Source organism: Acinetobacter amyesii, assembly GCF_023499985.1.
Taxonomy (GTDB): Bacteria; Pseudomonadota; Gammaproteobacteria; order Pseudomonadales; family Moraxellaceae; genus Acinetobacter; species Acinetobacter amyesii.
In genome coordinates this window covers 81,640-104,807 of sequence record NZ_JAMCOU010000039.1, presented here as the reverse complement: position 1 = coordinate 104,807, position 23,168 = coordinate 81,640, and the positions used below count along the sequence as shown (strand labels likewise).

Below are 23,168 nucleotides of genomic sequence, written 5' to 3'. Positions count from 1 at the left end.
ATGGAAAAACTCTTAGCGACTGCAGCCGTTTTTGCGCTCATGCTGTGGATATGGTCTGAATATTTTCGTGCCATTCCACATTTAGAGCAAACTGGTGTGCTGAAAAATTTTCAGGTCACACCGACTCAGGCATTTTCCGGTGAATATTTGCTGTTGGATAAACGCTACTACAGTGCGAGTAGTCGTACATTACATCCGGCCGCACCGACCGTGGTGGGTGGCTTTCAAGACTTGGCCTATGTCAGCAATATTGATCTGCTACTGGGTTCAGGCGCAAATGATTTCCAGTCTTTAAAATATCATCTTGAATGGTCGCAGCAGAACCGCTGTTTTAACGTACAAGCGAAAAATGTACCCTCGACACAAGTTGAACAGCTCAAGTCTGAATTGCAAAATGTCAGTGTGATTGCTCAATCCGAAGACGTTGCAAATCGTATTCGTCGTTTAAAATCAGGGGATCGTGTGGAGATTTTGGGTGCATGGGTGGATGTACATTCCATCAAAACAGGGAAGTCGTATAACACCTATAATGTGTTGAATAAAAAGCCCTGTCATATCCTAAAAATTAATGCCATTCGATTAATCAAAGACTAGGTATTTTTATCTAGATTTGATTGTGCTTAAACATGGCCTTGGACGCTTTAACTCAACTTCCGTGCGCGGGCGAGCAACATGCGCTGACCAATTTTTGGAATGCCTTCAGCATCAAAATACTGCGTTTCAAAACATTCAAACTGGGCATCTTCAAGCAACTTTTGCATATTACGATCCAAATGACAGCCATCCGCGACTTTCTTTTGAATGGGCGTCAGTAGGTGTTGTAACTGCTTAATTTTCCCATTTTCATTGTGTTGTACATGCTCAACCAAATGAAATGTCCCTGTTGGTTTAAGGACGCGGTAGATTTCTTCAAGCGCAGTTTCAATATCGGCAATGCTGCATAAGGTCCATGTACTCACGACATGATCTAGACTTTCATCTGCAAAGGGTAATTTTTCAGCACCGGCTAAAATATGCTGTACCTCAAAGGGCGCTGCATGTACACGTTCAGCAGCTAAATGAAAAATATCAGGATTGGGTTCTAGGGCAAAAACCGTATCGACATTTTGATAAAACGCTAAATTTAAACCTGTACCAAAGCCAATTTCGAGCACCTCACCAGATACGGCTAACAGGAGTTCGCGTCGTTTATCCATCAAGCTTGGTACTTGCATGACTTGATTTAAAAGATGAGGAAAAATGTGTTGTTGATAAAATTTATAAATCATAGCGAGTATTGTTGTTGGCTTTTTTTAAAGTGTAAATCATGTCTTTTTAATTTTAAATCATGTGGTAGGGCGTGGATATGGACCAATTGACTGAATAACAGCATTTTGTTACCAAGTTCATAAGGTTTATGCAGACTGTGTGCGTAATATAGAGTTACAACTAGTGAAAACGACATTCATCATGCTCAACTGACGTGATTTTAAGCTCATGTTCAGGTTGGGGCATTATGAATAGATGAAGTCGGCTCAATTGCAGAATTAAAATTGAGTAATGTGAAGTATTACAGGGTAAGAGGATAACGCGATGATCAAGCGAATTGCATTAAGTACTGTGCTTGCAGGCTTTTTATTGAATGTCGGTGTCCAAGCGTCTTCAGATTATAATATTGCCAAAGGCTTAGCACCTGCTGCCAAAGGCCAGTCGATTTCTACCTTGAAAGAATTTAAAGGTGATTTCCGAATTTTAGGTTCTAAAACCTATCAAACAGATGAACAAGCAAAATTTTCTCCGATCGATTATGCGGTCAGTTGGGGTTTATTTGCAGAGCCAGAAATTGCCCGCACGATCTCAGTCAATCAATATGACCGTTTCTTAAATTGGAAAATGGATCGCGTTCCTGTACCGCAAAAGCAAGCCATGATGATGGTGTCGAATATGCACATCATTCCTGCAAACCCGCAAATTGCGAAACAAATTACTCAAGTGAAACGTGGCGATCTTGTGCGTTTAAAAGGGGATTTGGTTGAGGTGAAAGACAAAGATTTGGTTTGGACTTCATCTTTGACCCCAACAGACACGGGTGATGGGGCTTGTGAGGTTTTTCGTGTAAGTTCGATTCAGTGGATTGAAAAAGTCAAAGGCTAAACTTCGATTGCATCGAGATCGTATTGAAATCGGTGTGCATTAGATTCAAGGTAAAATAATTTGATGATGAAAATGACGATAAAGAAAAAGCTTATTTTGAGTCTAATGATGGCGAGTGGTTTGGCGCTTGGTGGATGTACCAGTATGAGTTCAACTGTAGATGGGAAAACCCATGTATTTACTGAACAGCAAAGTTGTCCGACCTTGCTTGAGATGGATCGTGGACAAACTTTAGAAGTACTGTTAAACGAAAATCCAAGTACCGGATATGTATGGTCTTTGGCTGAGCAACCGAAACTTTTTAAAGTTGAAGAAGTGTTTCAATCAGCTCAACAACAACAAGCTGCTGCTGCAGATGCGACACCAGTGCTAGGTGCCGGTGGTCAAAAAACTTATCGTTTTACCGCATTGACTGCCGGTGAAGAATTACTACATTTGAAGCATGCACGAGCTTGGGAAAAAACCGCGATGGCTGAATGGACTTGCAGAGTTCGAGTATCTTGATTTGAACCAATGATGAAAAGATAAAAAAGCCAGTATTTATACTGGCTTTTTTATGGCAGACGAACTGATTTAAAACGTCCACGTATGTATTATTTCGCGCTCAGCGCTTGACCGTCAAATTGAATACCTTCCCAACCATTTTGCATAAATTGGCGAATGTTTTGGTGGTCAGTTGCGTCTGGTGTCGCCAAAACAGCAGCATAATGTTCAGCAAAAAGACTTAAGGTTTCAGCTTGGTTTAGACCATTCAATTGGGCAAAAGAAAATACTTTGGCACTGCCTTGGTTTTCAGTCGCTGCATTGGCTTGTTTGCCATTGGTAAAAGCAGTTGGTGTGTGGTTATAACGCGCTTCAATAAATGCAATCACATCTGAAAATTTCGCAGTCCCTGCTTGGAGTTGATCTAATAATTCCTGAGCCATAATGTCCTCTTTCAATAAAAAAATACCGCAAAGTGTTGCAGACTATAGCAAGCTTTGGCCCAAACATTTAACACTATTTGCGTAAATTAAATGCGTGTATATTGAAGGGCGACCTTAGGCAGTCTGTTGCCTAAATTGTAGATACCAATGATGTTGAAGTAGGACAAATATGAACTGGCTTTTGGTCGCATGTGGCGGCGCAATTGGGGCAACACTTCGCTATGCAGCAGGACTGTTATTGGCCAAGCCAACCGTGCTCTTTCCGTGGGCAACATGGTGGGTGAATATTTTAGGTTGCTTTTGTGCAGGTGTGTTTTTTGCATTTAGCCAAAAATATCCCGTTCTACAAAATGAAGCACGCTTATTGCTTATGGTCGGGATCTTAGGTGGCTTTACCACATTTTCGAGTTTCGGCTTAGAAACCTTTCAACTACTTAGACAAGGGCAAAGTGGGCTGGCATTTAGTTATGCCATTTCCAGTGTGGTGATTGGTGTCATCGTATTGGGGCTGGGATATTACTTATTTCATTCGATTTTAAAAATAGATGTTTAAAACAACGCTTGAAAACCACAAAATTTCAGACATAAAAAAAGAAGCTCAGGCTGGAGGAGGGGAACCCTGAACTTCTTTAATGTTTTAATTTTAAAAGAAAAAACTTAATCTAAACTGAACTTATTGTGAGCGTTTGAAACGCGCAAAGCGTTTATTAAAGTTCGCAATACGTCCTTCGTTATTCACTTGACGTTGTTCACCTGTATAAAAAGGATGTGATGCACTTGAAATATCGAGTGTCACATACGGATAAGTTTTGCCTTCAAACTCTTTGGTTTGATTGGTACTTAAAGTACTGCCAATCACAAAAAAGGCATTGGCATTGGTGTCATGAAAGAGCACTTCACGGTATTCGGGATGGATGTTGGCACGCATTCTTCTGTTCCTTAAATTTATTGATTAAAGAAATGTTATAACATAACAATTAAAAATGCAAATATTGCCCGAAATTCATCGGGCAATCATCAGCGCTTTACGCTCCCTTAAGCGCTAGGTGGGACCAACTCATCAAAGAGATCATTGAGATTGTCATTCACTTTCAAATGAATCAAATTCCAATAATGCCCTGAAACAGTCCGGTTCACCATCAGGGTGTCTGGCGACGGTTTAAACACATCCCAGTATTTAAGAGATGGCTTAATTAATTCTACCCCGTCATGGTGCGCTGAATTTTCAGCAAAGTCGTATTGTGTGGTCAGCGGACGCATCAGTACTTCAAGCCATTGCTCATACAACTCTGTAGGGAATTTACCGAGTTCATTGAGGGAATGTAGGGCATCCAGTTGCTGTTCCATCAGTGGAATATCGTGCTTGCGTGCAGCATTGATCAATTGCTTAAAGTGCGACACGATTTCAGGAGATAGGGTTTTCACACCGCCGTAGTCATATACGATGACTGAACCATCTTCACGAAAGGCGAAGTTGCCCGGATGCGGGTCACAGTGGAAACGTTTAAGGAAGAAAATTTCACGGCCTATAGCACGGAATAAGCGTCTTCCCAAGGCATTTCGGGTTTCTTGTGACCACGTACTGGCAGTTTCTATACTGTCGCCAAGCTCTAGACTTAGAGTCAAAATATGACGTGAAGAATAATCTTTATAGACCTGTGGAATAATGATTTTGTCATCCAGCGCACTATGAAAAGCACGGGCTACATCTAAGTTTTGCGCTTCAATTTCATAGTTCAATTCGTTGTCTAAACTGTCCTGAATTTCACGAAATAGCTTGTCTTGTAACTTCCGATCAATTTTTAATACGCCCATCAGACGAAGTGCAAGGCGAACTTGTTTTAAGTCACTTTCACAGGCTTCTTCGACACCCGGATATTGCACTTTCACCACCACCTGCTGACCATTAGGTAACACGGCTTTATGCACCTGCCCAATGGATGCAGCGGCAAAAGGTTGTTCTTCAAAACTTTTAAAAATTTGCGCGAGGGGTTTGCCGAGTTCTTGTTCTACTTGGGCCTTAATTTCAGCAAAGGGCATTGCTGGCGCTTGGCGTTGTAATTTACTAATGGCTTTTGCGACTTCAGGTGGAAAAATGTCTTTGTACTGCGAGGCAATTTGTCCGACTTTCATCACCGCACCCTTCATTTCACCCAAAGTGTCTGCAATTTGCAGACCGATGTCCTGAAAAAGTTTACTGCGAGATGCATTTTTCTGTTCTTCATCGGCAGTGATATTGCGGATGGAATTGGAAACGGTTTTAGTAGCAATGCTTGCCGTCATACTGGCAAGTTTCATAAAGCGACGACCCGGTGTGCTAGCCGTTTTTGCCATGTGATGTTCCTCAAGATCATCATTTATTATCTAATACCGATCATAGGCGACAAAACACAAACTGCCTACTTTAAATTGTTAAGACTTTATTTGCATTGATAAAATGATGGGCAAAAATGTAAATACTGAAAATAATTCAGGCAAATTTAAGCCACGCGCTGAATGGTTTAAAATATCGCGTCGCTAGAAGAGAACTGAACGATGAAAGTGTATCGCTATTTAACCGGTAAAGATGATGTCAATTTCTGTGCTCGTGTGACCAAAGCTTTAAATGAAGGCTATGAATTGTATGGCTCACCAACCATGAGTTTTAATGGGACAGATGTGATCGTCGGGCAGGCGATCGTGAAAGACGTAGAAGACGACAGCCAAGTGCCACAAGGTTTAAAAAATGCCATCGAGGCGCTTAATTAGTTGGCTTTTGCTGCTTCGCTAGATTCAGTTTTTTCCAGTTCTAAATGTGGACCGAGATATTTACTGCATTGGTTATGGTGTAAATTTTCATTCAATGTGATGAGGTTTTGCGTCACGATAAAATCCTGATCGTCCGCAGAGGCAAACTTTTGATTGGCCTTGATGAAGTCTTGATAGGTATACGCCATACCAGACTGCTGACAACTTAATTTTAAACGTGCGGTATATGAGTCCGCCTGTTGTTCATGATAAAAGCGAAAGGCTGTCCAAAGTGCTTGATTGATGTAATCAAATTCGGGTTGTGATTGAACTTTGATGGGTGCGTAATATAAAGGAAATTCATGTCGGTTGATTGACTGTTCAGCCTGTAGTGACATGGAAAAGCCTAAGCTCAGACAGAGACTGATCAAGCGAAATACATGGGACATGTTTATTTTCCTCTTCTTCGTGCTTTTTATTTATGGCGTTGCTATGCAGCGTGTTAATTTGCATTAATCTTCTGCATAGCCTAGCCGTCTTTTTTAAGTAACTTTTTAGATGATTTTTAAGGGCTTATCCCGCTTGAGCTAAACGTTTATTCATCATAAATAAACGTGTAAGTAGCAGTATACAGGCGACAGTCAGACCCACAATTAGGCCAATCCAAACGCCTGCAGCACCAGTCGTGGTGAAGCGTGCAAGATAGATCCCGACAGGGAAGGCAATGATCCAATACGCGATCATAGTGATCCACATTGGTCCTTTGGTATCTTGCATACCACGTAAGCACCCTGCGGCACTCACTTGCCATGCATCCATCAATTGATAGGCAATCGCGAACAACACCAAGTACACCGCAAGCTGAGTCACATCATAGTCATTGGTATACAGTGACACAATTTCATTACGTAAAAGCCAAAGCAGCAACATGGTAATTAGGGCAAATACCGTCCCTGTCAACATACCGACTTTCTGGACTTTTCGCATAGCTAGCCAGTTTTTTTCCCCATAATAGGTACCGACCCGAATGGTCAGCGCAATCGCCAGTGACATGGGAATCATAAACAATTGCGAGGTAATCGAAATGGCGACTTGATGCGCTGCAATGGTGACTTCGCCCAAGGGACTCAACACAATAGCGGCTGTACTAAAAATACTGACTTCAAAGAAAATAGCTAAGCCAATGGGAAAGCCGAGTTTTAAAATACGTTTGATCCATTCACTGTTCATTTTTTCAAAAGCAGCGAAAGGTTGGGTTTTTTGATAGGCCGATCCTTTGAAAACGTACATCGCCAAAGCAAAGAACATTAACCATTGCAAAATCGCGGTGGCAAAACCACATCCAGCAGAACCCAATTCAGGGACTGGGCCTAAACCATACATAAAAATAAAGTTCAGTGGAATTAACACCAATAAGGCCAGCAGACTCAGCACAGTGACTGGACGTGGATGCCCCAATGCTTCTGAGTAACCACGTAAAGCTGCGTACATGGTGACAGCAGGCATACCTAAACTAATGGCGTGTAAGAATAAGCTCGCCTTCGGAAGTAATACTTCAGGGACACCCAATAACGGTAAAAGCAGCGGCATTGCCTGTAAAACCAGTGCAGCGATAATGCCAAGAAACAACGCAACCCACAAAGACTGACGGGCGATGGTGGCAATTTTTTCAGGCGTGCGAGCACCATTGGCTTCTGCCACTAATGGGGTGGTTGCAATCATAATGCCGCTGAACAGCAGCATGACCGGTATCCATAAACCGACCCCGACCGCAATGGCTGCAAGGTCATTGGCGGACATGTGTCCAGCCATGATGGTATCAATGAGACCAAATCCCGCTTGCGCAAACTGCGTAATCAATATCGGGATCATTAAATGAAACAGTTGTTTTAATTCATACTTGCTGCTTGTTACAGCCGTGACAGTAGACACAGAATGTACTCATTTCTTGTGAGGTGCTTAGGAATGAGGTCTTAGCGTTGGAAAGTGAGAAGCACACCAATAAAAATCACCACGCCACCCAATAAGCGTTGCCAGTTAATCGGGGTTTTTTCAGTGCCGAGCAAGCCAAAATGGTCAAATACCATCGACATTAAGATCTGTCCAAAAATAATCAGACCGGAGAGGGATAAAAAACCCAGTTTCGGTGCGGTATAAATACTGATACTGATGGCATAAACACCCAAACATCCCCCCAGCCATAAATACCAAGGGATTTGAGCAAAACTTGCAAAGTCCGGTTTTTCGGCCGATTGAAAAAACACCATAAAGGCGAGGACTATTGTACCAATCAAAAAAGAAAAAAGGGCAGCTTGCAGCGGTGAATATAAATATTCACGCAATTGGCTGTTGATCGCTGTTTGAATGGTCATAGCGATACCAACACCCATCGCGAGCGGCAGTAAGTACAATAAATGGCTACTTATTTTCATCTTCTAATCATCTAATTCTTCTTAAATTTATTAGTCTACTGTATTGTGGATGAGATTTCATAAGCGCTCTGATGCAGTCATGTTAAAATGTGCTTACTTCTTTTGTTCCTTTTGAGCATTTTCCTTGGTTGAATTAAATCCTGCAGTTGTTCCGTTATCTTTATACATTCACATGCCGTGGTGTGTGCGCAAATGTCCATACTGTGACTTTAATTCGCATGCAGTGCCGAATGGTGAATTGTCTTTAGACTTAGAACAAGAATATTTACAGGCGTTGGTTGAAGACTTTAAAACGCAAGTCGATTTTGCTCAGGGTCGCCTGATTCATAGTGTATTTATTGGTGGGGGTACACCATCGCTCATTTCATCCAAAGGCTATCAATGGTTATTTGCTCAACTCAAAGCGTTAGTGCCATTTGAAGCGGACTGTGAAATTACCTTAGAAGCCAATCCGGGCACGGTTGAGCACGATCCTTTTGCGGGTTATTTAGACGCAGGCATTAACCGACTTTCAATTGGTGTACAAAGTTTTAATCCAGAGCATTTACAAAAACTGGGTCGTATTCATTCCAATGATGATGCGATTCAAGCCATTCAGCATGCGCGAGAAGCAGGCTTTGAGCGAGTGAATGTTGATTTAATGCATGGCCTTCCTGAGCAAAGTCTAGAACAAGCACTGTTGGATTTAAAACTTGCTGTTGAAAATGGGGCAACCCATGTGTCGTGGTATCAATTGACGATTGAGCCGAATACGGTTTTTTTCCGCACCCAGCCGATTTTACCTGTCGATGATGTGCTTGAAGATATTCAAGAACAGGGCGAAGCCTATTTAACAGCGCAAGGCTTTATCAATTATGAAGTATCGGCATGGCGTAAAGAAAAGCCGTCGGCACATAATTTAAATTATTGGCAGTTTGGCGATTATTTGGCGATTGGCGCAGGCGCACATGGCAAAGTGACCATGCCAGACGGGGTGTATCGTTTCCAAAAAACCCGATTGCCGAAAGACTATTTAGCCAAAGTACCTGCTGAACATCTTCAGTTTAAGCGCATCGAAGCAGCCGACATGCCTTTTGAATTTATGATGAATGCACTTCGTTTAAATCATGGGGTGGAAGCCAAGCTATATAGCGAGCGTACAGGGGAAAGTTTAGAGCCGATTGCCGAGTTATTGAACTCATTACGTGAACGTAAATTGATGGTCAGTGATCCAACACTTTTGTCTTGTACCGAGCAGGGACATATCTTTTTAAATTCAGTATTGGAAGAATTCCTGTAATGAAAGCTATGTCAAACTTGTTTTAAAATTTGAGCGACAAGTAATTTTTCATATTTCGAATGTAATTTGCAGAATGTGTATGAAATTATTCAGTTGATAATTGAATTTACATGGCATAAAGGAACTTCAGAAAATGAAATATATTTTAACTGCGACGTTATTAACTATAGCTTTGGTGGGTTGCACCGATAAAAAAGCACCATCAGAACAAAATGTTGCAACAGAGGCAACGGCCACAACTGCACAAACAAACGATGTTGCAGTAGCTCAAGATGAGCAAGTGATTCACTTTACAGGGCCACAAGATCTAAGCCTTGAGTTAAAAACCAAAGATAATTTTGAAACCGCACAATTGACTGATAATTCTGATCGTGTGTATGAATTGAAACGAGGAGTTTCAGGAAGTGGTGTACGACTTGCCAACGACCAAGGTGTTTCAATTCACTTTAAGAACTTTAATGGTGTGAATGAAGGCACAGTTGAGTTGGTAAAAGATAAACCCATAGAGATTAAAGAATTTATTGCTGATAAAGCAAAGTAAATATTAAAAAAAGACCGCATGAGCGGTCTTTTTTTAATTTAGCTTAACGATGTTTCGGTGGCATTGGCGGTAATTTATGCTGCGAAACAGGTTTGTGTTGATTGCCTTTAAAAGCTACGGCCTTATGATTTTGTTTGGCAAATTTTGCATGAGCTTGTTGATGCTCTTTTTTCACTATTTGCGGCCCAGCAGGTTTGTGATGTGTTGTTTTAGGCGGTACAGGTTTTTTATCGAAGTGTGCAGCAGGTGGCGGATTTTTATGATCGAATGCAGGCGCTGCCATTGCAGACATTGTCGCAGTTGTTGCAATTAGACCAATCATTAATGAAGACATCAGTTTTTTCATGGTTACGCTCTTTATGAATCAATGAATTCATCATAGGGGGAGGCTATGGAGAAGATATGAAGTTGTATGAGATACAAATGTAAAGCTAAAATCATCGAGTGAAATTTAATTTAAGTATTTAATATTTATTAAATAAAATTATTTTTTTGAAAAATACAACAATATTTCTCCATATAAAGTTCATCTTTATACATTGTTATTACCTCATGAAGAAATTAAGAATGCTGCTCATTATCGCTATAGATGAAAATTAAAAGAGAAGACAAAAAGACCGCCGAAGCGGTCTTTTTATAGAGTCATTTAACTCGGTTTAAAGCTTAGTAGTCAAAGCTAAAGTGTTCAGGAGCCAAAGAAGTCATGGTCTTCGATGGGTTAACCATTGCTTCAGCGTGACCTTGTGAGCGTGGTAATAGGCGTTCAAAGTAGAAGTCTGCCACTTTGATTTTTGCTTTATAGAACTCAGGAACTTCTGCACCATTGCCTTCTGCTAATTTTTCAGAAGCTACGGCAGCTTGTTGTGCCCAGAAATAAGCCATCATCACGTAGCCAGAGAACATTAAGAAATCGACAGAAGCAGAAGATACGATGTCACGGTCTTTACGTGCTGCAAGCATGATACGAACCGTTAATGCATTCCACTGTGCGCAAAGCTTCGTTAAGTCCCACGCAAAACGACGCATGTATTTGTTACGTGCATGTTGACCACAGAACTTCAAGATTTCAGCTGTGTAGTCACGAATCACTTTACCTTTAGAGGTCAACAGAACTTTACGACCAATCAAGTCTAGTGCTTGAACACCAGTTGTGCCTTCGTAGAGAGTAGAGATACGTGAGTCACGAACAATTTGTTCCATGCCCCATTCTTTAATATAACCATGACCACCGTATACTTGCATACCATGGTTTGCAGCTTCATAACCCATTTCGGTTAAGAAACCTTTGAGAATCGGGGTGTAGAAGCCTAAGTGGTCATCATGTGCTTCAAACGCTGCTGTATCACCGCGGGTTAAAGCATCAGTCATTTTGTCCGCAATTTGAGCTGCATAGTAAATCATTGAACGGCCGCCTTCAGCGATCGCTTTTTGAGTTAAAAGCATACGACGTACGTCTGCATGGTGAATAATCGCATCGGCTACTTTTTCAGGATCTTTTTTACCTGAAAGTGCGCGCATAGACATACGTTCTTTCGCGTATGGAAGTGCGCCTTGGAATGCCAATTCAGCATGTGCAATACCTTGAATTGCTGTACCAATACGTGCAGTGTTCATAAAGGTGAACATTGCATGTAGGCCTTTGTGTTTTTCACCGATCAAGTAACCAATGGCATTGTCAAAGTTCAGCACAGCTGTTGCCGAAGCACGGATCCCCATTTTGTGTTCAATCGAACCACAAGTCACTGGGTTGCGTTCGCCCACTGAACCGTCTGCTTTCACAAGGAATTTTGGAACGATGAACAATGAAATCCCTTTAGTACCTGCAGGAGCATCTGGAAGACGAGCAAGTACGATATGCACGATGTTATCTGTTAAATCATGCTCACCCGCAGAGATGAAGATTTTTGTACCAGAAATTGCATAGCTACCGTCAGCTTGAGGTTCCGCTTTGGTTTTTACCTGACCTAAGTCGGTACCGCATTGAGGTTCAGTTAAGCACATGGTGCCTGACCAAGTTCCAGCAACAAGGTTCGGTAAATATTGGTTTTTCTGTTCTTCTGAACCAAATTGTAAAATGGTGTTGATACAACCTACGCTGAGACCCGGATACATTTGGAATGACCAGTTTGCTGTACCCATCATTTCAGATTTGATGAGATTCAACGACTGTGGCAAGTTTTGACCGCCAAATTCTTCAGGGAAAGACAGACCTTGCCAGCCACCCTGTACAAATTGGTCATAGGCTTCTTTAAACCCTTTTGGTGTTTTCACATCACCATTTTCAAAATGACAGCCTTCTTCATCACCCGTTTGGTTTAAAGGTGAAAGGATGTTTTCACAAAAATCCGCTGCACCTTCTAAAATCATGTCGACAGTATCTGCATCAGCAGCTTCACCATTAGACAAAGTTTTGTAGTGTGCTGGGTAATCGAGCACTTCATTCATTAAGAAACGAATATCGTGTAAAGGCGCTTTATATGCAGGCATAGTCTTAATCCTAATATCTAAATTTTTTTGGATTATCTGTATTGATGATTTGATTATTCATAATTTCATCCAAAAAACATTGATGAATACGCCCTTAAAAAATGTCAGAAAGGCGAATTGTAATATTTAACCAACATGTGAAAAGTAAACTTCTGATAGACTGGGTGTTGATCTTTTGATCATTTTTTTCTTTTAATAAATCATAAAGAACTTAGGTCTTTCGTACAATTATGCGATTAAAATATATAACACTTTGTTTACTGGGTTTGAGTATTACTGGGTGTGCTCAACATGTCATAAAAACCAATTCAACAGAGCAGTCTCTCGGGCAACAAGCCACTCAAGGCTTAAACGCAATGTTTGAAAATGCCAGTTATGACATGAAAGGGCAATTTTCAATTCAGACCGATATTCAGTTTGATGAAAAAAAGCCTGAAACCAAGTCAAAGCCTGCAACTATTACACAGCCAGAGCTGGATCCTAAACTTAAAAAACAACTGGATCAGTTGATTAAAACCCAAAATATTCCATTTAGCCAAAAAGAAAAGAAACAGCTCTATCAAGCTATTGCCAATGAATCGATCCCACCATCAGCGCGCTATAGCGATGAAGATGATGGCGTTTCTCCGCAATCTAAAATTGCTCAATCACTGCTGAATGTGTTGAATGATTTACAGTTTAGCTATAGTGGTTCAGTACATTTTAGAGAAAAACTTGCTGCCTTAACCTTGCAATTGAGTTATCAAAAACCGACTTTGCAGGTGAATGCACAGTTGCCGATGATCATTGATTTTAATCAACATAAATTTTATACCAACTACTTTGCGTTCATGCCGTTTATGGTAAATCGTGAAAGCCAAAGCAGCTTGGCTTATGTGGATTTTTCAAAACATAAAGAGACGATTGCTCAGTACGATTTGAAAAAATTTGCTGACTATTTAAAACAAATGAATGCTTTGCCCTATGTCTTGGCAGAGCCAAATCAAGTGCAAAATATTGCTTTAACACGTGATGAAAAAAATGCAGGGCTGACTAAAAAAATCCGCTATGTGGGTGATCTTAATGCGCTATACACCCAGCTTGAACTTTTCGATTTTGTGAATGCCAACTATTACACCACGCAAATCAAAGGTCAGCGTAATAGTGACGCCGAGCAAGATGAATCTGTGGACGCTGCTGTGCATCACAGTGCTTCCGAAGAGGCGATGGCTGCGGCTGAAGCGGCGGGAGGTGCAGTAGCGGCAGCAGCTGAGGATGAAGACTATGATGCGGCTTATGCATCTGTAGAACGTGTGAATGAGCTGCTCAATGCGAAAATGCATGGCCTGATGTATCACCAACATGAAACGGAAGAAGAACAAACGTCTTCTGCCGCTGAATCTGCTGAATACGCGATCGATACTGCAAGTGCATATGCGGAGGCGACCGCGGGTGATGATGAAGAAGCCTATAGTTCGGATACTGAAGTAACCGAAGCTTATGCGGCTTCAGAAGAAGATGATGAAACAGCGAATTTATCTGAGGAAGTCTGTCAGGCCTTGATGAACACCAAACAGGTGCCGATTGGTAAAGTCACACTGTGTCAGGATTATCAAGATGTTCGGGTGATACCGCTGCAAGAAGATGCTGTACCATCGGCCTCTGCTGCGGACGCATCCAATACAGATTCAGAGATTTCGGATGCTGTTGAGCAATTAAAACCAGTATTCCAGCAATATCAAAGTGAACAACTTATCGATGTAAAACAATTTCAGCAATTATGGCAAAAGCATCAAGCTGAAATTGCGCAGGTGCTGAATACACAGGATAAATCATCTTCGAATGTCGTGATGGATGTAGGCTTAGATCATAAAGGCCGAGTCAAAGTAATGGACTATCAATTGGCCTTTAATGAGCCACGTTTAGGTCAATTAAAGCTGAAAAGTAGCAACCAAATCTTGAATTATGGCAATGCGACTAAAATTGATCGTCAAGCCATGAAACAGGCAAAATCCATTGAGGAAGTCAGTAAAGATTCACTCTTTGAAAATATGTTGAAAGGCCTGCTTGCGCCGATCACAGGAAATGATCCTCTGCTTGCTGAAGCAGAAACTGCATCGGTTGATGATGTCCGTGCTGCAAATGAAGAAATCGAACTTCCTGAATATCTCAGTACTGTGGCATTGCAAAGTTATAAACGTCATCAATCTGAAGTGAAAGCCTATCAAGCGGCATTTGTCGTGGCATTTGCTAACTATCGCGCTCAGTATGTGCGTTATTACTCAGCCAATGATTTGAATGAAATTGCAGAAGTTTATGCATATCGATTTGTTGATGGCTTAAAAGAGCCAACAGGCAATGCGCTGAAACGTTTAAATCAATTACGTGATAAGCATGCTTTGCATCGCTATCAAGACTTTGATGACTTAGGTTCTTCGGTCAATCATTATGTGCAGTCGGGGATTGGTGAGTACAAAGCTCAGGTTGAGTGGAAACAATTGCAAAAAAACTATAAGACTGATCAGGCGATATTTGCACATTTATATCAACAAAACTTTTTAGCCAGTTATGAACTGGAAGGAACTGAAAAAGCGCATTTGGTGAAAGCATCAAAAATCTATGCGCAAGCCTTTGCTGATGATATCAAAGGAAAATTATCAGAAGCGTCATTGCAAGGCCTAGCAGCAGAACACGAAGAGTTGTTCAGCCAATCGGCTTATTATGAGACCTATAAAGCCATACAAAAACATAAGAAGTAAGTTGGATCAAAAAAAGAACCTCAATTGAGGTTCTTTTTTTAGGTGTTTCGACTGCTCAGAAAGTGAATTGAGCAAATCATTTTGAATTATAGAAAGTCTTTTAGATCAGGTTTGACGCCATTCCAAATGGAAAAAGATTCAATCGCTTGACCAACCAACATGCCAAAACCTTCTGAGGTTGGAACATGGCGTGCTTTGGCTAGATCCAAAAATGTCGATGGTTTGCCATAGGCCATTTCATAGGCGTGCGTGAATTGTAAAGCTTCAGGCAAAATTAGCGGATCACCCGTTAAGCTTGCCGATGTGGCATTAATCACCAGATCAAATTGACCTGCTAATTCGGCGAGGGCAATGGCTGCAAGTTCGGCATTGGGGACGGCAGTTTTTAAATCAGCGACCAATTGCTCAGCACGCGCTAAAGTACGGTTGGCAATGACGATTTTTTTGGCCCCGGCTTGTACCAGTGGGTAAATCACGCCACGTGTCGCACCACCTGCACCAATAATTAAAATATCGCTCTGTTCTAAATTCCAATCTAAGGCACGGATGGCATCAACTAGGCCTTGTCCATCGGTATTATCGCCATGGAGTACGCCATCTTGCATCCAAAGTGTATTGACCGCACCTGCAATTTTGGCACGTTCAGTAAGCACGCTACATTGTGCATAGGCTTGTTCTTTAAACGGAACAGTGACATTCATACCGATGCCACCTTCGGCAAAGAAGGATTCGACACTGTGCTGAAAACCATCGAGTGGCGCAAGTCGTTTGCTGTACTGAATGTCGAGGCCTGTTTTTTCAGCGAAGGCATGATGAAGTTCAGGTGAGCGTGATTGTTCAATCGGGTTGCCAATCACGGCAAATTGTTTGCTCATTGCACAGCGTCCATGTAGATGTGAAAGAGCAGACAATATACGCCAAATGTGATGATGGCTAAAGTTCGGGCAGTCTTAAAATCGTGAAATAAGGGCGGAAAATTAAGGATTACAAATATCTAAGACGCTTTGAATCAAGATGCTGGCAGCACTGATGACTAAACCAATCAAGGCAACCACCATGAAGCCAATAGCCAAATTGTCATTCAAAGACGTTTCGGAAAAAATATTAGTACTGATAGCGCTGATCAGCACAACAGCAAAGCTCCAAAACACCAAGGCAGTAAGACTGACTGCTTTTTTATTGAGTGTTTGATGTGTCATGTGCGTTGTACTCCGTACAAGAAAGTTACAGCCATGAGTTTATTGACACATTGTGCAATGACATAGCGTAAAGCTGTTTAAAAGATGTGTCATTGTTGAGCAATATGATTACAAAGTAAATGCTTAAAAAATTTATTTATGCATCAAGATATTACCTAGAAATATAAATACTTTAATTAATATAAATACTTTAATTAAAAGGCAATGAAAAGCCCCTGATGGACAGAGGCAAATACATGTCTATCTATTTTATTTCAATATATTAAGCCAATCATGCGGTTTTAAATAAAAGTCGGTGAGCTTTTTCTCTGGAGAATTTTCTTCCCATTCAGGACGATACGACCAGCCCGCCAAAGGTGGCATACTTACTAAAATGGATTCAATACGCCCACCAGTTTGTAAACCAAATAAGGTGCCACGGTCATACACTAGGTTATATTCAACGTAACGACCACGACGGTAAAGTTGGAAGTCTCGTTGTGCTTCGGTATAGGCTTTGTCTTGGTTTCTTTGGAAGATTGGTAAAATCGCCTCTAAATAACCATTACCCACGGCCTGCATATATTTGAAACAGGTTTCAAAGTCCCATTGGTTGAGGTCATCAAAGAATAAACCGCCCACACCACGTTGTTCATCACGGTGTTTGAGATAGAAATAGTCATCACACCATTTCTTATGTTCATCATAGAGTGTATCGCTAAATGGGGCACAAAGATCATGGGCAGTTTGATGCCAAGACAAGACATCTTCATCATTTGGATAAAATGGAGTGAGGTCAAAACCACCGCCAAACCACCAAATCGGATCTTGTCCTTCTTTTTCGGCGACAAATAAACGCACATTGGCATGTGAGGTTGGGACGTTGGGGTTTTTCGGGTGAATTACCAACGACACGCCCATGGCTTGTGCTTTTGCACCTGCAATAGCGGGATGGCGTTCAGTCGCAGAGGCGGGTAATTTTGAAATATTGATGTGCGAGAACATCACACCGCCTTTTTCAATCACCGTTCCATTTTGAAGAACACGTGAGCGACCACCACCACCTTCAAGGCGTTCCCAGTCATCGATCGCAAATTCGGCACTTCCGCCACCAGCACGTTCTTGCTGTTCCAATGCGGCACAAATCCGTGCCTGTAAATCGCGAAGGAATTCATCTACACGTTGAATATCGGCTGAAGTTGGATTCTGCATGGTGACCTTTATTAAAATAATTTAAAGATAAGTGTCATCAAAGCATAAATTACGTGAAAACTTAAGGCATTTTTCCCGATACTCAGCATCGGATCTTTGCTTTAAATTTAGATATCTAGTGATTAAACCAAAAGATCATGCAAAGTTAGCAGCAATTGCTCTGGCTGAAATTGGGCCTATTCCGACAAATTTGCTAGGTTGAATTCACTTCTGAAGCTCAGCACAATAATCATAAGGTAGATTTAAATTGAATCTCATTGATTGAAATGGTGCATCGATGTCTCAGCGGGCGAGTTCTTTAATTCAAAAATATAATGTACCAGGTCCACGCTATACCAGTTATCCAACCGTGCCGTATTGGGAGGAAGCTGAGTTTTCATTGCAACAGTGGAAACAGGGATTGAAGCGTTCATTTGATGAGACCAATCACAGCGAAGGCATCAGTCTGTACATCCATTTACCATTTTGTGAAAGCTTATGTACGTTTTGTGGCTGCCATAAAAAAGTCACAAAAAAACATGAGATGGAGCTGCCTTATATTCAGGCGGTGCTGAAAGAATGGGGCTTATATTGTCAGCTCTTGGTCGACCGGCCAATAATTAAAGAAATTCATTTGGGCGGGGGAACGCCTACTTTCTTTTCTCCTGAGCATCTCACCCAGTTGATTCAAGGCATTCTAGTGCATGCTGATATTGCCGATACACATGAATTTAGCTTTGAAGGGCATCCGAACAATACCACACGTGAGCATTTACAAGCTTTGTATGATGTTGGTTTTCGACGCGTAAGTTATGGAGTGCAGGATTATAATGAGAAGGTGCAAAAAGCCATCCACCGTATTCAGCCCTTTGCACATGTTGAACAAGTGACACAGTGGGCACGTGATATTGGCTATACCTCTATTTCGCATGACTTGGTTTTTGGTTTGCCATTTCAGGATTTAAACGACGTGTTGCATACCATTGAACAGACCAATCGTTTGATGCCAGATCGTCTAGCCTTTTATAGCTATGCACATGTACCATGGATTAAGGGCAATGGTCAGCGTGGTTTTAAAGATGCCGATGTCCCGAAAGATGATTTAAAGCGTCAATGCTATGAAGAAGGTAAAAAACAGCTACTGGCGCAAGGCTATCATGAAATTGGGATGGATCATTTTGCATTAACCCAAGATCCGATGTATCAAGCTTTTCAGCAGGGCAGTTTGCACCGTAATTTTATGGGCTATACCGCATCGAAAACCCAACTGATGATTGGTCTCGGCTTATCTTCGATCAGTGATAGTTGGTACAGCTTTGCACAAAATGAAAAGAAAATTGAAGACTATTATTCACGTTTAGAGCAAAACCAAATTCCTGTTTATCGAGGTCATGTGCTGACTGAAGAAGACTTGATTATCCGTAAACATATTCTGAATTTGATGTGTACATTCCATACTTCGTGGGCAAATACAGACATGCAATTTCCAGAAATTGATGAAGTGGTGGCACAATTAACAGAAATGCAGGCGGATGGATTATTAGAGTTGGGTGATCAGAGCATCCAAATTACCGAAAAAGGCAAACCTTTTGTACGTAATATCTGCATGGCTTTTGACTTAAGGTTAAAACGCCGTGTGCCGGAAAATCGTATTTTTTCGATGACGATTTGAATTTCCCCTAACCCCTCTTTATTTAAAGAGGGGAAAGCCTCCCTTTTGTAAAGGGAGGTTTGGAGGGATTTATAGATGGAGAATTTAAAGGACTTTTAAAAATCGTCCTTTTGATACATATGCGACATACGATCATGTTTGGTTTTTAAATATTGTTCGTTGAATGGATTTAAACCCACAGTCAGCGGAACACGATCAACGACATTCACGCCTTGCTCTTGGAGCGCTTCAATTTTTAATGGGTTATTGGTAATGAGACGCACAGCCGTAATGTTGAGATGATTCAACATGATAGGGCACATATCATAACGACGTGCATCGGCAGGAAGATCCAATAATAAATTGGCATCCACTGTGTCATGGCCTTGGTCTTGTAGGGCATAAGCACGGATTTTATTGGTTAAACCAATACCACGACCTTCTTGGCGCAAATATAAAATCACCCCTTGACCCGCTTCATTAATTAATTTTTGGGTGGCTTGAAGTTGTGGGCCGCAGTCACATTTGAGTGAAGCGAAGGCATCACCAGTCAGGCATTCGGAGTGGATGCGAACTAAAACAGGTTCAGTGGGAGCTTGTTCTAGTCCTTTAGAGAGTGCGACGTGTTCTTCACCGGTTTCAGGATCCTGAAAAACCGTAATATTGAATTCACCAAAAGCGGTCGGTAATCTTGACGTTGCGACAAATTCTATAGGCACTGCTTAACCCGTTTATTCGATTATAAATTGGCTAAAGTATAGCGTAATGCTTGGACATTGGTAGAATTGCAACGACGAATTTATGCAGAACATTTTCTTTTTTGTATAAAGCGAACGATAATAGTTGATAAATAGGAAGATTATTCAGGATAATCTGACTCATTCAAAATCTCCCCAACGAGATCATTGCTAAAAATTACATCGCTACAAGTTTGGCTGATTGTAAGGTGATACAATTCGACGATATGATCGAGTTACCCATTTAGACCGAGCTTAGGAATTTGCCAGGCTTTAGAAGGCTTTGCCACATTATGCTGTATAAAGAAATACCATTTCAACGCCCTGTAACACCGTTGCTGGATACGATTAACCATCCTCAACAACTTCGTTTACTCGAGCGCAGCCAATTAGAGCAAGTGGCGGATGAGTTACGTCAATTTATTTTGTATGCGGCCGGACAAAGTGGTGGGCATTTTGGTGCCAATCTTGGGGTGATCGAATTAACCGTGGCATTGCATTACTGTTTTGATACACCACGTGATCGTCTGATTTGGGATGTGGGTCATCAAGCCTACCCGCATAAAGCCTTAACGGGTCGTCGTGAACAATTAGTGACGATTCGTGCTAAAGATGGTTTGGCAGCGTTTCCTGCCCGTGAAGAATCTGAATTTGACACCTTTGGCGTAGGCCATTCATCAACAGCGATTTCTGCTGGTCTTGGGATGTCATTGGCACGTCGCTTCAAGCAAGATCCCTGTCATGTGGTGGCAATCGTGGGTGATGGCGCGATGACAGCGGGCATGGCTTTTGAAGCCATGAACGATGCGGTGGCACACAATGCTGACCTCATGGTGGTATTGAACGACAACGATATGTCGATCTCATGCAGTACCGGTGGTTTTGCTAAGCATTTGGCTGCGATTTGGGAAAGTGGTCAATCGGTGAATATTTCTGAAAATGGCGAAGCTTATATTCAACCTCATCCTGAATGGGCGTATAACTCACGCCTACATTGTGCTGCTACCGATGCTGCAGACAACCTATTTAAAGCCATTGGCTTTGACTACTTTGGTCCTTTTGATGGGCACGATGTTGAACAATTAACACACGTGTTTGAAGCCTTAAAAAAACGCAAAGGCCCACGTTTAATGCATGTCTATACCAAAAAAGGTAAAGGCTTTGCACCTGCCGAAGCAGATCAAATTAAATACCATGCCATCAGTAAACTGAATGCACCTGCTGCTGTGGCAACTGCACCGAAATATTCAGATGTTTTTGGTCAGTGGTTATGTGATGAAGCTGTACAGGATGATCGTTTATTAGCGATTACTCCTGCGATGTGCGAAGGCTCAGGCATGGTGCAATTTGCAAAGCAGTTCCCTGAGCGTTTTTTTGATGTTGCCATTGCAGAACAACATGCGGTGACTTTGGCTGCGGGTATGGCCTGTGAAGGGGTAAAACCGGTTGTTGCAATCTATTCAACCTTTTTACAACGTGGTTATGACCAACTGATTCATGACGTCGCTTTGCAAAATCTTGATGTGACATTTGGTATCGACCGTGCAGGTTTGGTTGGTGAAGATGGCCCAACGCATGCCGGTGCATATGATTATGCCTTTATGCGTACCGTGCCGAACATGGTGATCATGGCGCCGAAAGACGAAAATGAATGTCGTCAAATGTTGCATACGGCTTATTTGTATAAAGGCCCAGCGGCAGTACGTTACCCACGAGGTAATGGACTAGGTGTTGAGATTCAGCAAGAGATGACCGAGCTTGAAATTGGCCGTGGTGAAGTTCTTGCAAACTTCAATGTTCAGCAAGATGCAACAATTTCGATTTTAGCATTTGGTAGCCGTGTTCAGGCAGCGGTTGAGGCGGCTGAAGTATTGGCTGAAAAACTGGATGTTGCAGTTCGTGTGCTAAATATGCGTTTTGTAAAACCATTAGATACACAGTTGATCGATCAAATCGCGGCAAGCACGCAACTATTTGTGACAGTTGAAGAGCATGCAGTGATGGCGGGTGCGGGTAGTGCGGTAAATGAATATTTAGCGCAGGCTAGTATTGTTAAACCGATGCTGAATTTAGGTTTGTCAGATGAATTTATGCATCAGGCGACACATGCTCAAATGCTACAACAAGCTGGACTAGATGCTGAAGGCATTATCACTTCTGTGACACAAAGCTGGATAAAGCATAAGTCAACTGTAGTTTGCTGAATTTCTAATTTTTAGAAACATTTTTTCCCTAAAAGCCCTTATATTTGATAAGATATAAGGGCTTTTATGCATTATTCTTTATCAGTATCTTCAAATTTGTAGTGGGTGTTCAATGGAACCTATGGTGGTTATGGCTGCGCGTGCGGCTCAATTAGTTGGTCAAGAGCTTTTAAAAGCGCATCAAAATCGTCATAAACTCGATCTACAAGTCGAAGAAAAAGGAATTGATGGTCCAGTAACGCGTGTAGACCGTTATTTGGAACAATTGACTATCGATACCCTACGTAAAAGCTATAAAAATCACAGTTTCCTAGGCGAAGAGTTTGGTCTTCAAGAAGGTAAAGGTCATGACGCTGATTGGTGTTGGATCATCGACCCACTTGATGGCACATTAAACTTCGTTAATGGTGTTCCACATTTCTGCATCTCTATCGCAGTTCAACATAAAGGTGTAACTCAGCACGGTGTTATTTATGACCCTGTGAAAGATGAGTTGTTCTCTGCAAGCCGTGGTCGCGGTGCGATGATGAACCAACGCCGTATTCGTGTAAATGTAAAAGACAGCTTAGAAAACACTTTCCTTTCAGTGGGTCATGCGTATCGTAAAATTCGTAATGGCGAAGTGGTTTCTTATGCGAAAAACCATTTCAACTCATTGTTAAATGTGACTGAAGCCGGTGCTCAATACCGTCGTTCAGGTTCTGCTGCTCTTGATCTAGCATATGTTGCTGCAGGTCGTTTCGATGGTTATTTCGAACTTGGTTTGAAACCATGGGACATCGCTGCAGGTGAACTTATTGTGAAAGAAGCGGGTGGTACTGTGGTTGATGCTCGTGGTGGTAACGACTCAATGGACAATGGTCAAGTACTTGCATGTTCTATGAAAATGCTTAAACCACTTATGCAAGCTGTTGTTCCAGCTTGGGGTGAAGCTGCTAAATAAT

Annotated in this window: 24 protein-coding genes; 11 read left to right on the top strand and 13 right to left on the bottom strand. The window is 41.7% G+C overall.

Annotated features, from left to right (window positions below):
- A complete protein-coding gene (locus M5F03_RS15705) occupies positions 1–594 on the top strand; it encodes a hypothetical protein (RefSeq protein ID WP_180116001.1) in 594 nt (197 codons plus the stop codon).
- 47 nt (positions 595–641) lie between these two features.
- Here M5F03_RS15705 and M5F03_RS15700 read toward each other — a convergent pair whose 3' ends face one another.
- The gene (locus M5F03_RS15700; RefSeq protein WP_180161334.1) at positions 642–1,268 is read right to left on the bottom strand and encodes a class I SAM-dependent methyltransferase; all 627 of its coding nucleotides are present in this window, start codon (positions 1,266–1,268) and stop codon (positions 642–644) included.
- Positions 1,269–1,572: 304 nt separating this feature from the next.
- Here M5F03_RS15700 and M5F03_RS15695 point away from each other — a divergent pair, with 304 nt between their 5' ends.
- Positions 1,573–2,133 (top strand): hypothetical protein, encoded by a 561-nt coding sequence (locus M5F03_RS15695; protein ID WP_078189325.1) that lies wholly within the window; start codon positions 1,573–1,575, stop codon positions 2,131–2,133.
- A 63-nt stretch (positions 2,134–2,196) separates the two neighbouring features.
- A complete protein-coding gene (locus M5F03_RS15690) occupies positions 2,197–2,637 on the top strand; it encodes a protease inhibitor I42 family protein (RefSeq protein WP_249708847.1) in 441 nt (146 codons plus the stop codon).
- An 89-nt stretch (positions 2,638–2,726) separates the two neighbouring features.
- Here M5F03_RS15690 and M5F03_RS15685 read toward each other — a convergent pair whose 3' ends face one another.
- Complete coding sequence (locus M5F03_RS15685; RefSeq protein ID WP_078192490.1) at positions 2,727–3,059, bottom strand: HopJ type III effector protein; 333 nt, start codon at positions 3,057–3,059, stop codon at positions 2,727–2,729.
- A gap of 169 nt (positions 3,060–3,228) precedes the next feature.
- Here M5F03_RS15685 and crcB point away from each other — a divergent pair, with 169 nt between their 5' ends.
- The gene (gene crcB / locus M5F03_RS15680; RefSeq protein WP_180126876.1) at positions 3,229–3,612 is read left to right on the top strand and encodes a fluoride efflux transporter CrcB; all 384 of its coding nucleotides are present in this window, start codon (positions 3,229–3,231) and stop codon (positions 3,610–3,612) included.
- 120 nt (positions 3,613–3,732) lie between these two features.
- On the opposite strand, the gene M5F03_RS15675 is transcribed toward crcB, so the two are convergent.
- Both M5F03_RS15675 and M5F03_RS15670 read right to left on the bottom strand, forming a co-directional pair.
- Entirely contained in the window at positions 3,733–3,987 is a 255-nt protein-coding gene (locus M5F03_RS15675; protein WP_078189321.1) for a type B 50S ribosomal protein L31, read from the bottom strand.
- A gap of 107 nt (positions 3,988–4,094) precedes the next feature.
- On the bottom strand, positions 4,095–5,393 hold the full coding sequence (locus tag M5F03_RS15670) for an ABC1 kinase family protein (protein ID WP_078192488.1): 1,299 nt from the start codon (positions 5,391–5,393) through the stop codon (positions 4,095–4,097).
- A gap of 201 nt (positions 5,394–5,594) precedes the next feature.
- On the opposite strand from M5F03_RS15670, the gene M5F03_RS15665 reads away from it, so the two are divergent.
- The gene (locus tag M5F03_RS15665) at positions 5,595–5,807 is read left to right on the top strand and encodes a DUF1737 domain-containing protein (protein WP_078189319.1); all 213 of its coding nucleotides are present in this window, start codon (positions 5,595–5,597) and stop codon (positions 5,805–5,807) included.
- On the opposite strand, the gene M5F03_RS15660 is transcribed toward M5F03_RS15665, so the two are convergent.
- From M5F03_RS15660 to M5F03_RS15650, 3 genes are all read right to left on the bottom strand, one after another.
- Positions 5,804–6,235, bottom strand: coding sequence for a hypothetical protein (locus M5F03_RS15660; RefSeq protein ID WP_249708845.1), 432 nt, complete (start codon positions 6,233–6,235; stop codon positions 5,804–5,806). The genes M5F03_RS15665 and M5F03_RS15660 overlap by 4 nt on opposite strands.
- Positions 6,236–6,359: 124 nt before the next feature.
- Positions 6,360–7,718 (bottom strand): MATE family efflux transporter, encoded by a 1,359-nt coding sequence (locus M5F03_RS15655; RefSeq protein ID WP_306670494.1) that lies wholly within the window; start codon positions 7,716–7,718, stop codon positions 6,360–6,362.
- A gap of 41 nt (positions 7,719–7,759) precedes the next feature.
- Entirely contained in the window at positions 7,760–8,218 is a 459-nt protein-coding gene (locus tag M5F03_RS15650) for a DMT family transporter (protein ID WP_180084595.1), read from the bottom strand.
- 124 nt (positions 8,219–8,342) lie between these two features.
- On the opposite strand from M5F03_RS15650, the gene hemW reads away from it, so the two are divergent.
- Positions 8,343–9,497, top strand: a complete 1,155-nt coding sequence (hemW, locus tag M5F03_RS15645; RefSeq protein WP_249708843.1) for a radical SAM family heme chaperone HemW — start codon at positions 8,343–8,345, stop codon at positions 9,495–9,497.
- Positions 9,498–9,630: 133 nt separating this feature from the next.
- Positions 9,631–10,038, top strand: a complete 408-nt coding sequence (locus M5F03_RS15640) for a hypothetical protein (RefSeq protein ID WP_111884191.1) — start codon at positions 9,631–9,633, stop codon at positions 10,036–10,038.
- A gap of 43 nt (positions 10,039–10,081) precedes the next feature.
- Here M5F03_RS15640 and M5F03_RS15635 read toward each other — a convergent pair whose 3' ends face one another.
- Both M5F03_RS15635 and M5F03_RS15630 read right to left on the bottom strand, forming a co-directional pair.
- The gene (locus tag M5F03_RS15635) at positions 10,082–10,384 is read right to left on the bottom strand and encodes a hypothetical protein (protein WP_249708841.1); all 303 of its coding nucleotides are present in this window, start codon (positions 10,382–10,384) and stop codon (positions 10,082–10,084) included.
- A 317-nt stretch (positions 10,385–10,701) separates the two neighbouring features.
- A complete protein-coding gene (locus M5F03_RS15630; protein WP_180077081.1) occupies positions 10,702–12,525 on the bottom strand; it encodes an acyl-CoA dehydrogenase C-terminal domain-containing protein in 1,824 nt (607 codons plus the stop codon).
- A 230-nt stretch (positions 12,526–12,755) separates the two neighbouring features.
- Between M5F03_RS15630 and M5F03_RS15625 the strand changes: the two genes are divergently transcribed.
- On the top strand, positions 12,756–15,263 hold the full coding sequence (locus M5F03_RS15625) for a hypothetical protein (RefSeq protein WP_249708840.1): 2,508 nt from the start codon (positions 12,756–12,758) through the stop codon (positions 15,261–15,263).
- 86 nt (positions 15,264–15,349) lie between these two features.
- On the opposite strand, the gene aroE is transcribed toward M5F03_RS15625, so the two are convergent.
- The 3 genes from aroE to hemF all read right to left on the bottom strand — a co-directional run bounded on the left by aroE (position 15,350) and on the right by hemF (position 17,653).
- Positions 15,350–16,138: a shikimate dehydrogenase gene (gene aroE / locus M5F03_RS15620; RefSeq protein ID WP_249708839.1), complete on the bottom strand. Its 789-nt coding sequence runs from the start codon at positions 16,136–16,138 to the stop codon at positions 15,350–15,352.
- A gap of 102 nt (positions 16,139–16,240) precedes the next feature.
- A complete protein-coding gene (locus M5F03_RS15615) occupies positions 16,241–16,462 on the bottom strand; it encodes a hypothetical protein (RefSeq protein WP_078189308.1) in 222 nt (73 codons plus the stop codon).
- Between the two features lie 249 nt (positions 16,463–16,711).
- Complete coding sequence (gene hemF / locus M5F03_RS15610) at positions 16,712–17,653, bottom strand: oxygen-dependent coproporphyrinogen oxidase (RefSeq protein WP_249708838.1); 942 nt, start codon at positions 17,651–17,653, stop codon at positions 16,712–16,714.
- A 277-nt stretch (positions 17,654–17,930) separates the two neighbouring features.
- On the opposite strand from hemF, the gene hemN reads away from it, so the two are divergent.
- Entirely contained in the window at positions 17,931–19,304 is a 1,374-nt protein-coding gene (gene hemN, locus M5F03_RS15605; protein ID WP_249708837.1) for an oxygen-independent coproporphyrinogen III oxidase, read from the top strand.
- 95 nt (positions 19,305–19,399) lie between these two features.
- Here hemN and ribA read toward each other — a convergent pair whose 3' ends face one another.
- Complete coding sequence (gene ribA / locus M5F03_RS15600) at positions 19,400–20,002, bottom strand: GTP cyclohydrolase II (RefSeq protein WP_168379100.1); 603 nt, start codon at positions 20,000–20,002, stop codon at positions 19,400–19,402.
- A 311-nt stretch (positions 20,003–20,313) separates the two neighbouring features.
- Here ribA and dxs point away from each other — a divergent pair, with 311 nt between their 5' ends.
- Positions 20,314–22,224 carry a 1-deoxy-D-xylulose-5-phosphate synthase gene (gene dxs, locus M5F03_RS15595; RefSeq protein ID WP_180121430.1) on the top strand — a complete coding sequence of 637 codons (1,911 nt, stop codon included), beginning with the start codon at positions 20,314–20,316 and terminating at the stop codon, positions 22,222–22,224.
- A gap of 112 nt (positions 22,225–22,336) precedes the next feature.
- Positions 22,337–23,167, top strand: coding sequence for an inositol monophosphatase family protein (locus M5F03_RS15590; RefSeq protein ID WP_078189303.1), 831 nt, complete (start codon positions 22,337–22,339; stop codon positions 23,165–23,167).
- Position 23,168: the final 1 nt, after the last annotated feature.

Excerpts from the sequence above, each read along its gene's own strand:
- M5F03_RS15705 (WP_180116001.1), top strand. The coding sequence starts at position 1 with ATGGAAAAACTCTTAGCGACTGCAGCCGTTTTTGCGCTCATGCTGTGG.
- M5F03_RS15700 (WP_180161334.1), bottom strand. The coding sequence starts at position 1,268 with ATGATTTATAAATTTTATCAACAACACATTTTTCCTCATCTTTTAAAT.
- M5F03_RS15695 (WP_078189325.1), top strand. The coding sequence starts at position 1,573 with ATGATCAAGCGAATTGCATTAAGTACTGTGCTTGCAGGCTTTTTATTG.
- M5F03_RS15690 (WP_249708847.1), top strand. The coding sequence starts at position 2,197 with ATGATGAAAATGACGATAAAGAAAAAGCTTATTTTGAGTCTAATGATG.
- M5F03_RS15685 (WP_078192490.1), bottom strand. The coding sequence starts at position 3,059 with ATGGCTCAGGAATTATTAGATCAACTCCAAGCAGGGACTGCGAAATTT.
- crcB (WP_180126876.1), top strand. The coding sequence starts at position 3,229 with ATGAACTGGCTTTTGGTCGCATGTGGCGGCGCAATTGGGGCAACACTT.
- M5F03_RS15675 (WP_078189321.1), bottom strand. The coding sequence starts at position 3,987 with ATGCGTGCCAACATCCATCCCGAATACCGTGAAGTGCTCTTTCATGAC.
- M5F03_RS15670 (WP_078192488.1), bottom strand. The coding sequence starts at position 5,393 with ATGGCAAAAACGGCTAGCACACCGGGTCGTCGCTTTATGAAACTTGCC.
- M5F03_RS15665 (WP_078189319.1), top strand. The coding sequence starts at position 5,595 with ATGAAAGTGTATCGCTATTTAACCGGTAAAGATGATGTCAATTTCTGT.
- M5F03_RS15660 (WP_249708845.1), bottom strand. The coding sequence starts at position 6,235 with ATGTCCCATGTATTTCGCTTGATCAGTCTCTGTCTGAGCTTAGGCTTT.
- M5F03_RS15650 (WP_180084595.1), bottom strand. The coding sequence starts at position 8,218 with ATGAAAATAAGTAGCCATTTATTGTACTTACTGCCGCTCGCGATGGGT.
- M5F03_RS15640 (WP_111884191.1), top strand. The coding sequence starts at position 9,631 with ATGAAATATATTTTAACTGCGACGTTATTAACTATAGCTTTGGTGGGT.
- M5F03_RS15635 (WP_249708841.1), bottom strand. The coding sequence starts at position 10,384 with ATGAAAAAACTGATGTCTTCATTAATGATTGGTCTAATTGCAACAACT.
- M5F03_RS15630 (WP_180077081.1), bottom strand. The coding sequence starts at position 12,525 with ATGCCTGCATATAAAGCGCCTTTACACGATATTCGTTTCTTAATGAAT.
- M5F03_RS15625 (WP_249708840.1), top strand. The coding sequence starts at position 12,756 with ATGCGATTAAAATATATAACACTTTGTTTACTGGGTTTGAGTATTACT.
- aroE (WP_249708839.1), bottom strand. The coding sequence starts at position 16,138 with ATGAGCAAACAATTTGCCGTGATTGGCAACCCGATTGAACAATCACGC.
- M5F03_RS15615 (WP_078189308.1), bottom strand. The coding sequence starts at position 16,462 with ATGACACATCAAACACTCAATAAAAAAGCAGTCAGTCTTACTGCCTTG.
- hemF (WP_249708838.1), bottom strand. The coding sequence starts at position 17,653 with ATGCAGAATCCAACTTCAGCCGATATTCAACGTGTAGATGAATTCCTT.
- hemN (WP_249708837.1), top strand. The coding sequence starts at position 17,931 with ATGTCTCAGCGGGCGAGTTCTTTAATTCAAAAATATAATGTACCAGGT.
- dxs (WP_180121430.1), top strand. The coding sequence starts at position 20,314 with ATGCTGTATAAAGAAATACCATTTCAACGCCCTGTAACACCGTTGCTG.
- M5F03_RS15590 (WP_078189303.1), top strand. The coding sequence starts at position 22,337 with ATGGAACCTATGGTGGTTATGGCTGCGCGTGCGGCTCAATTAGTTGGT.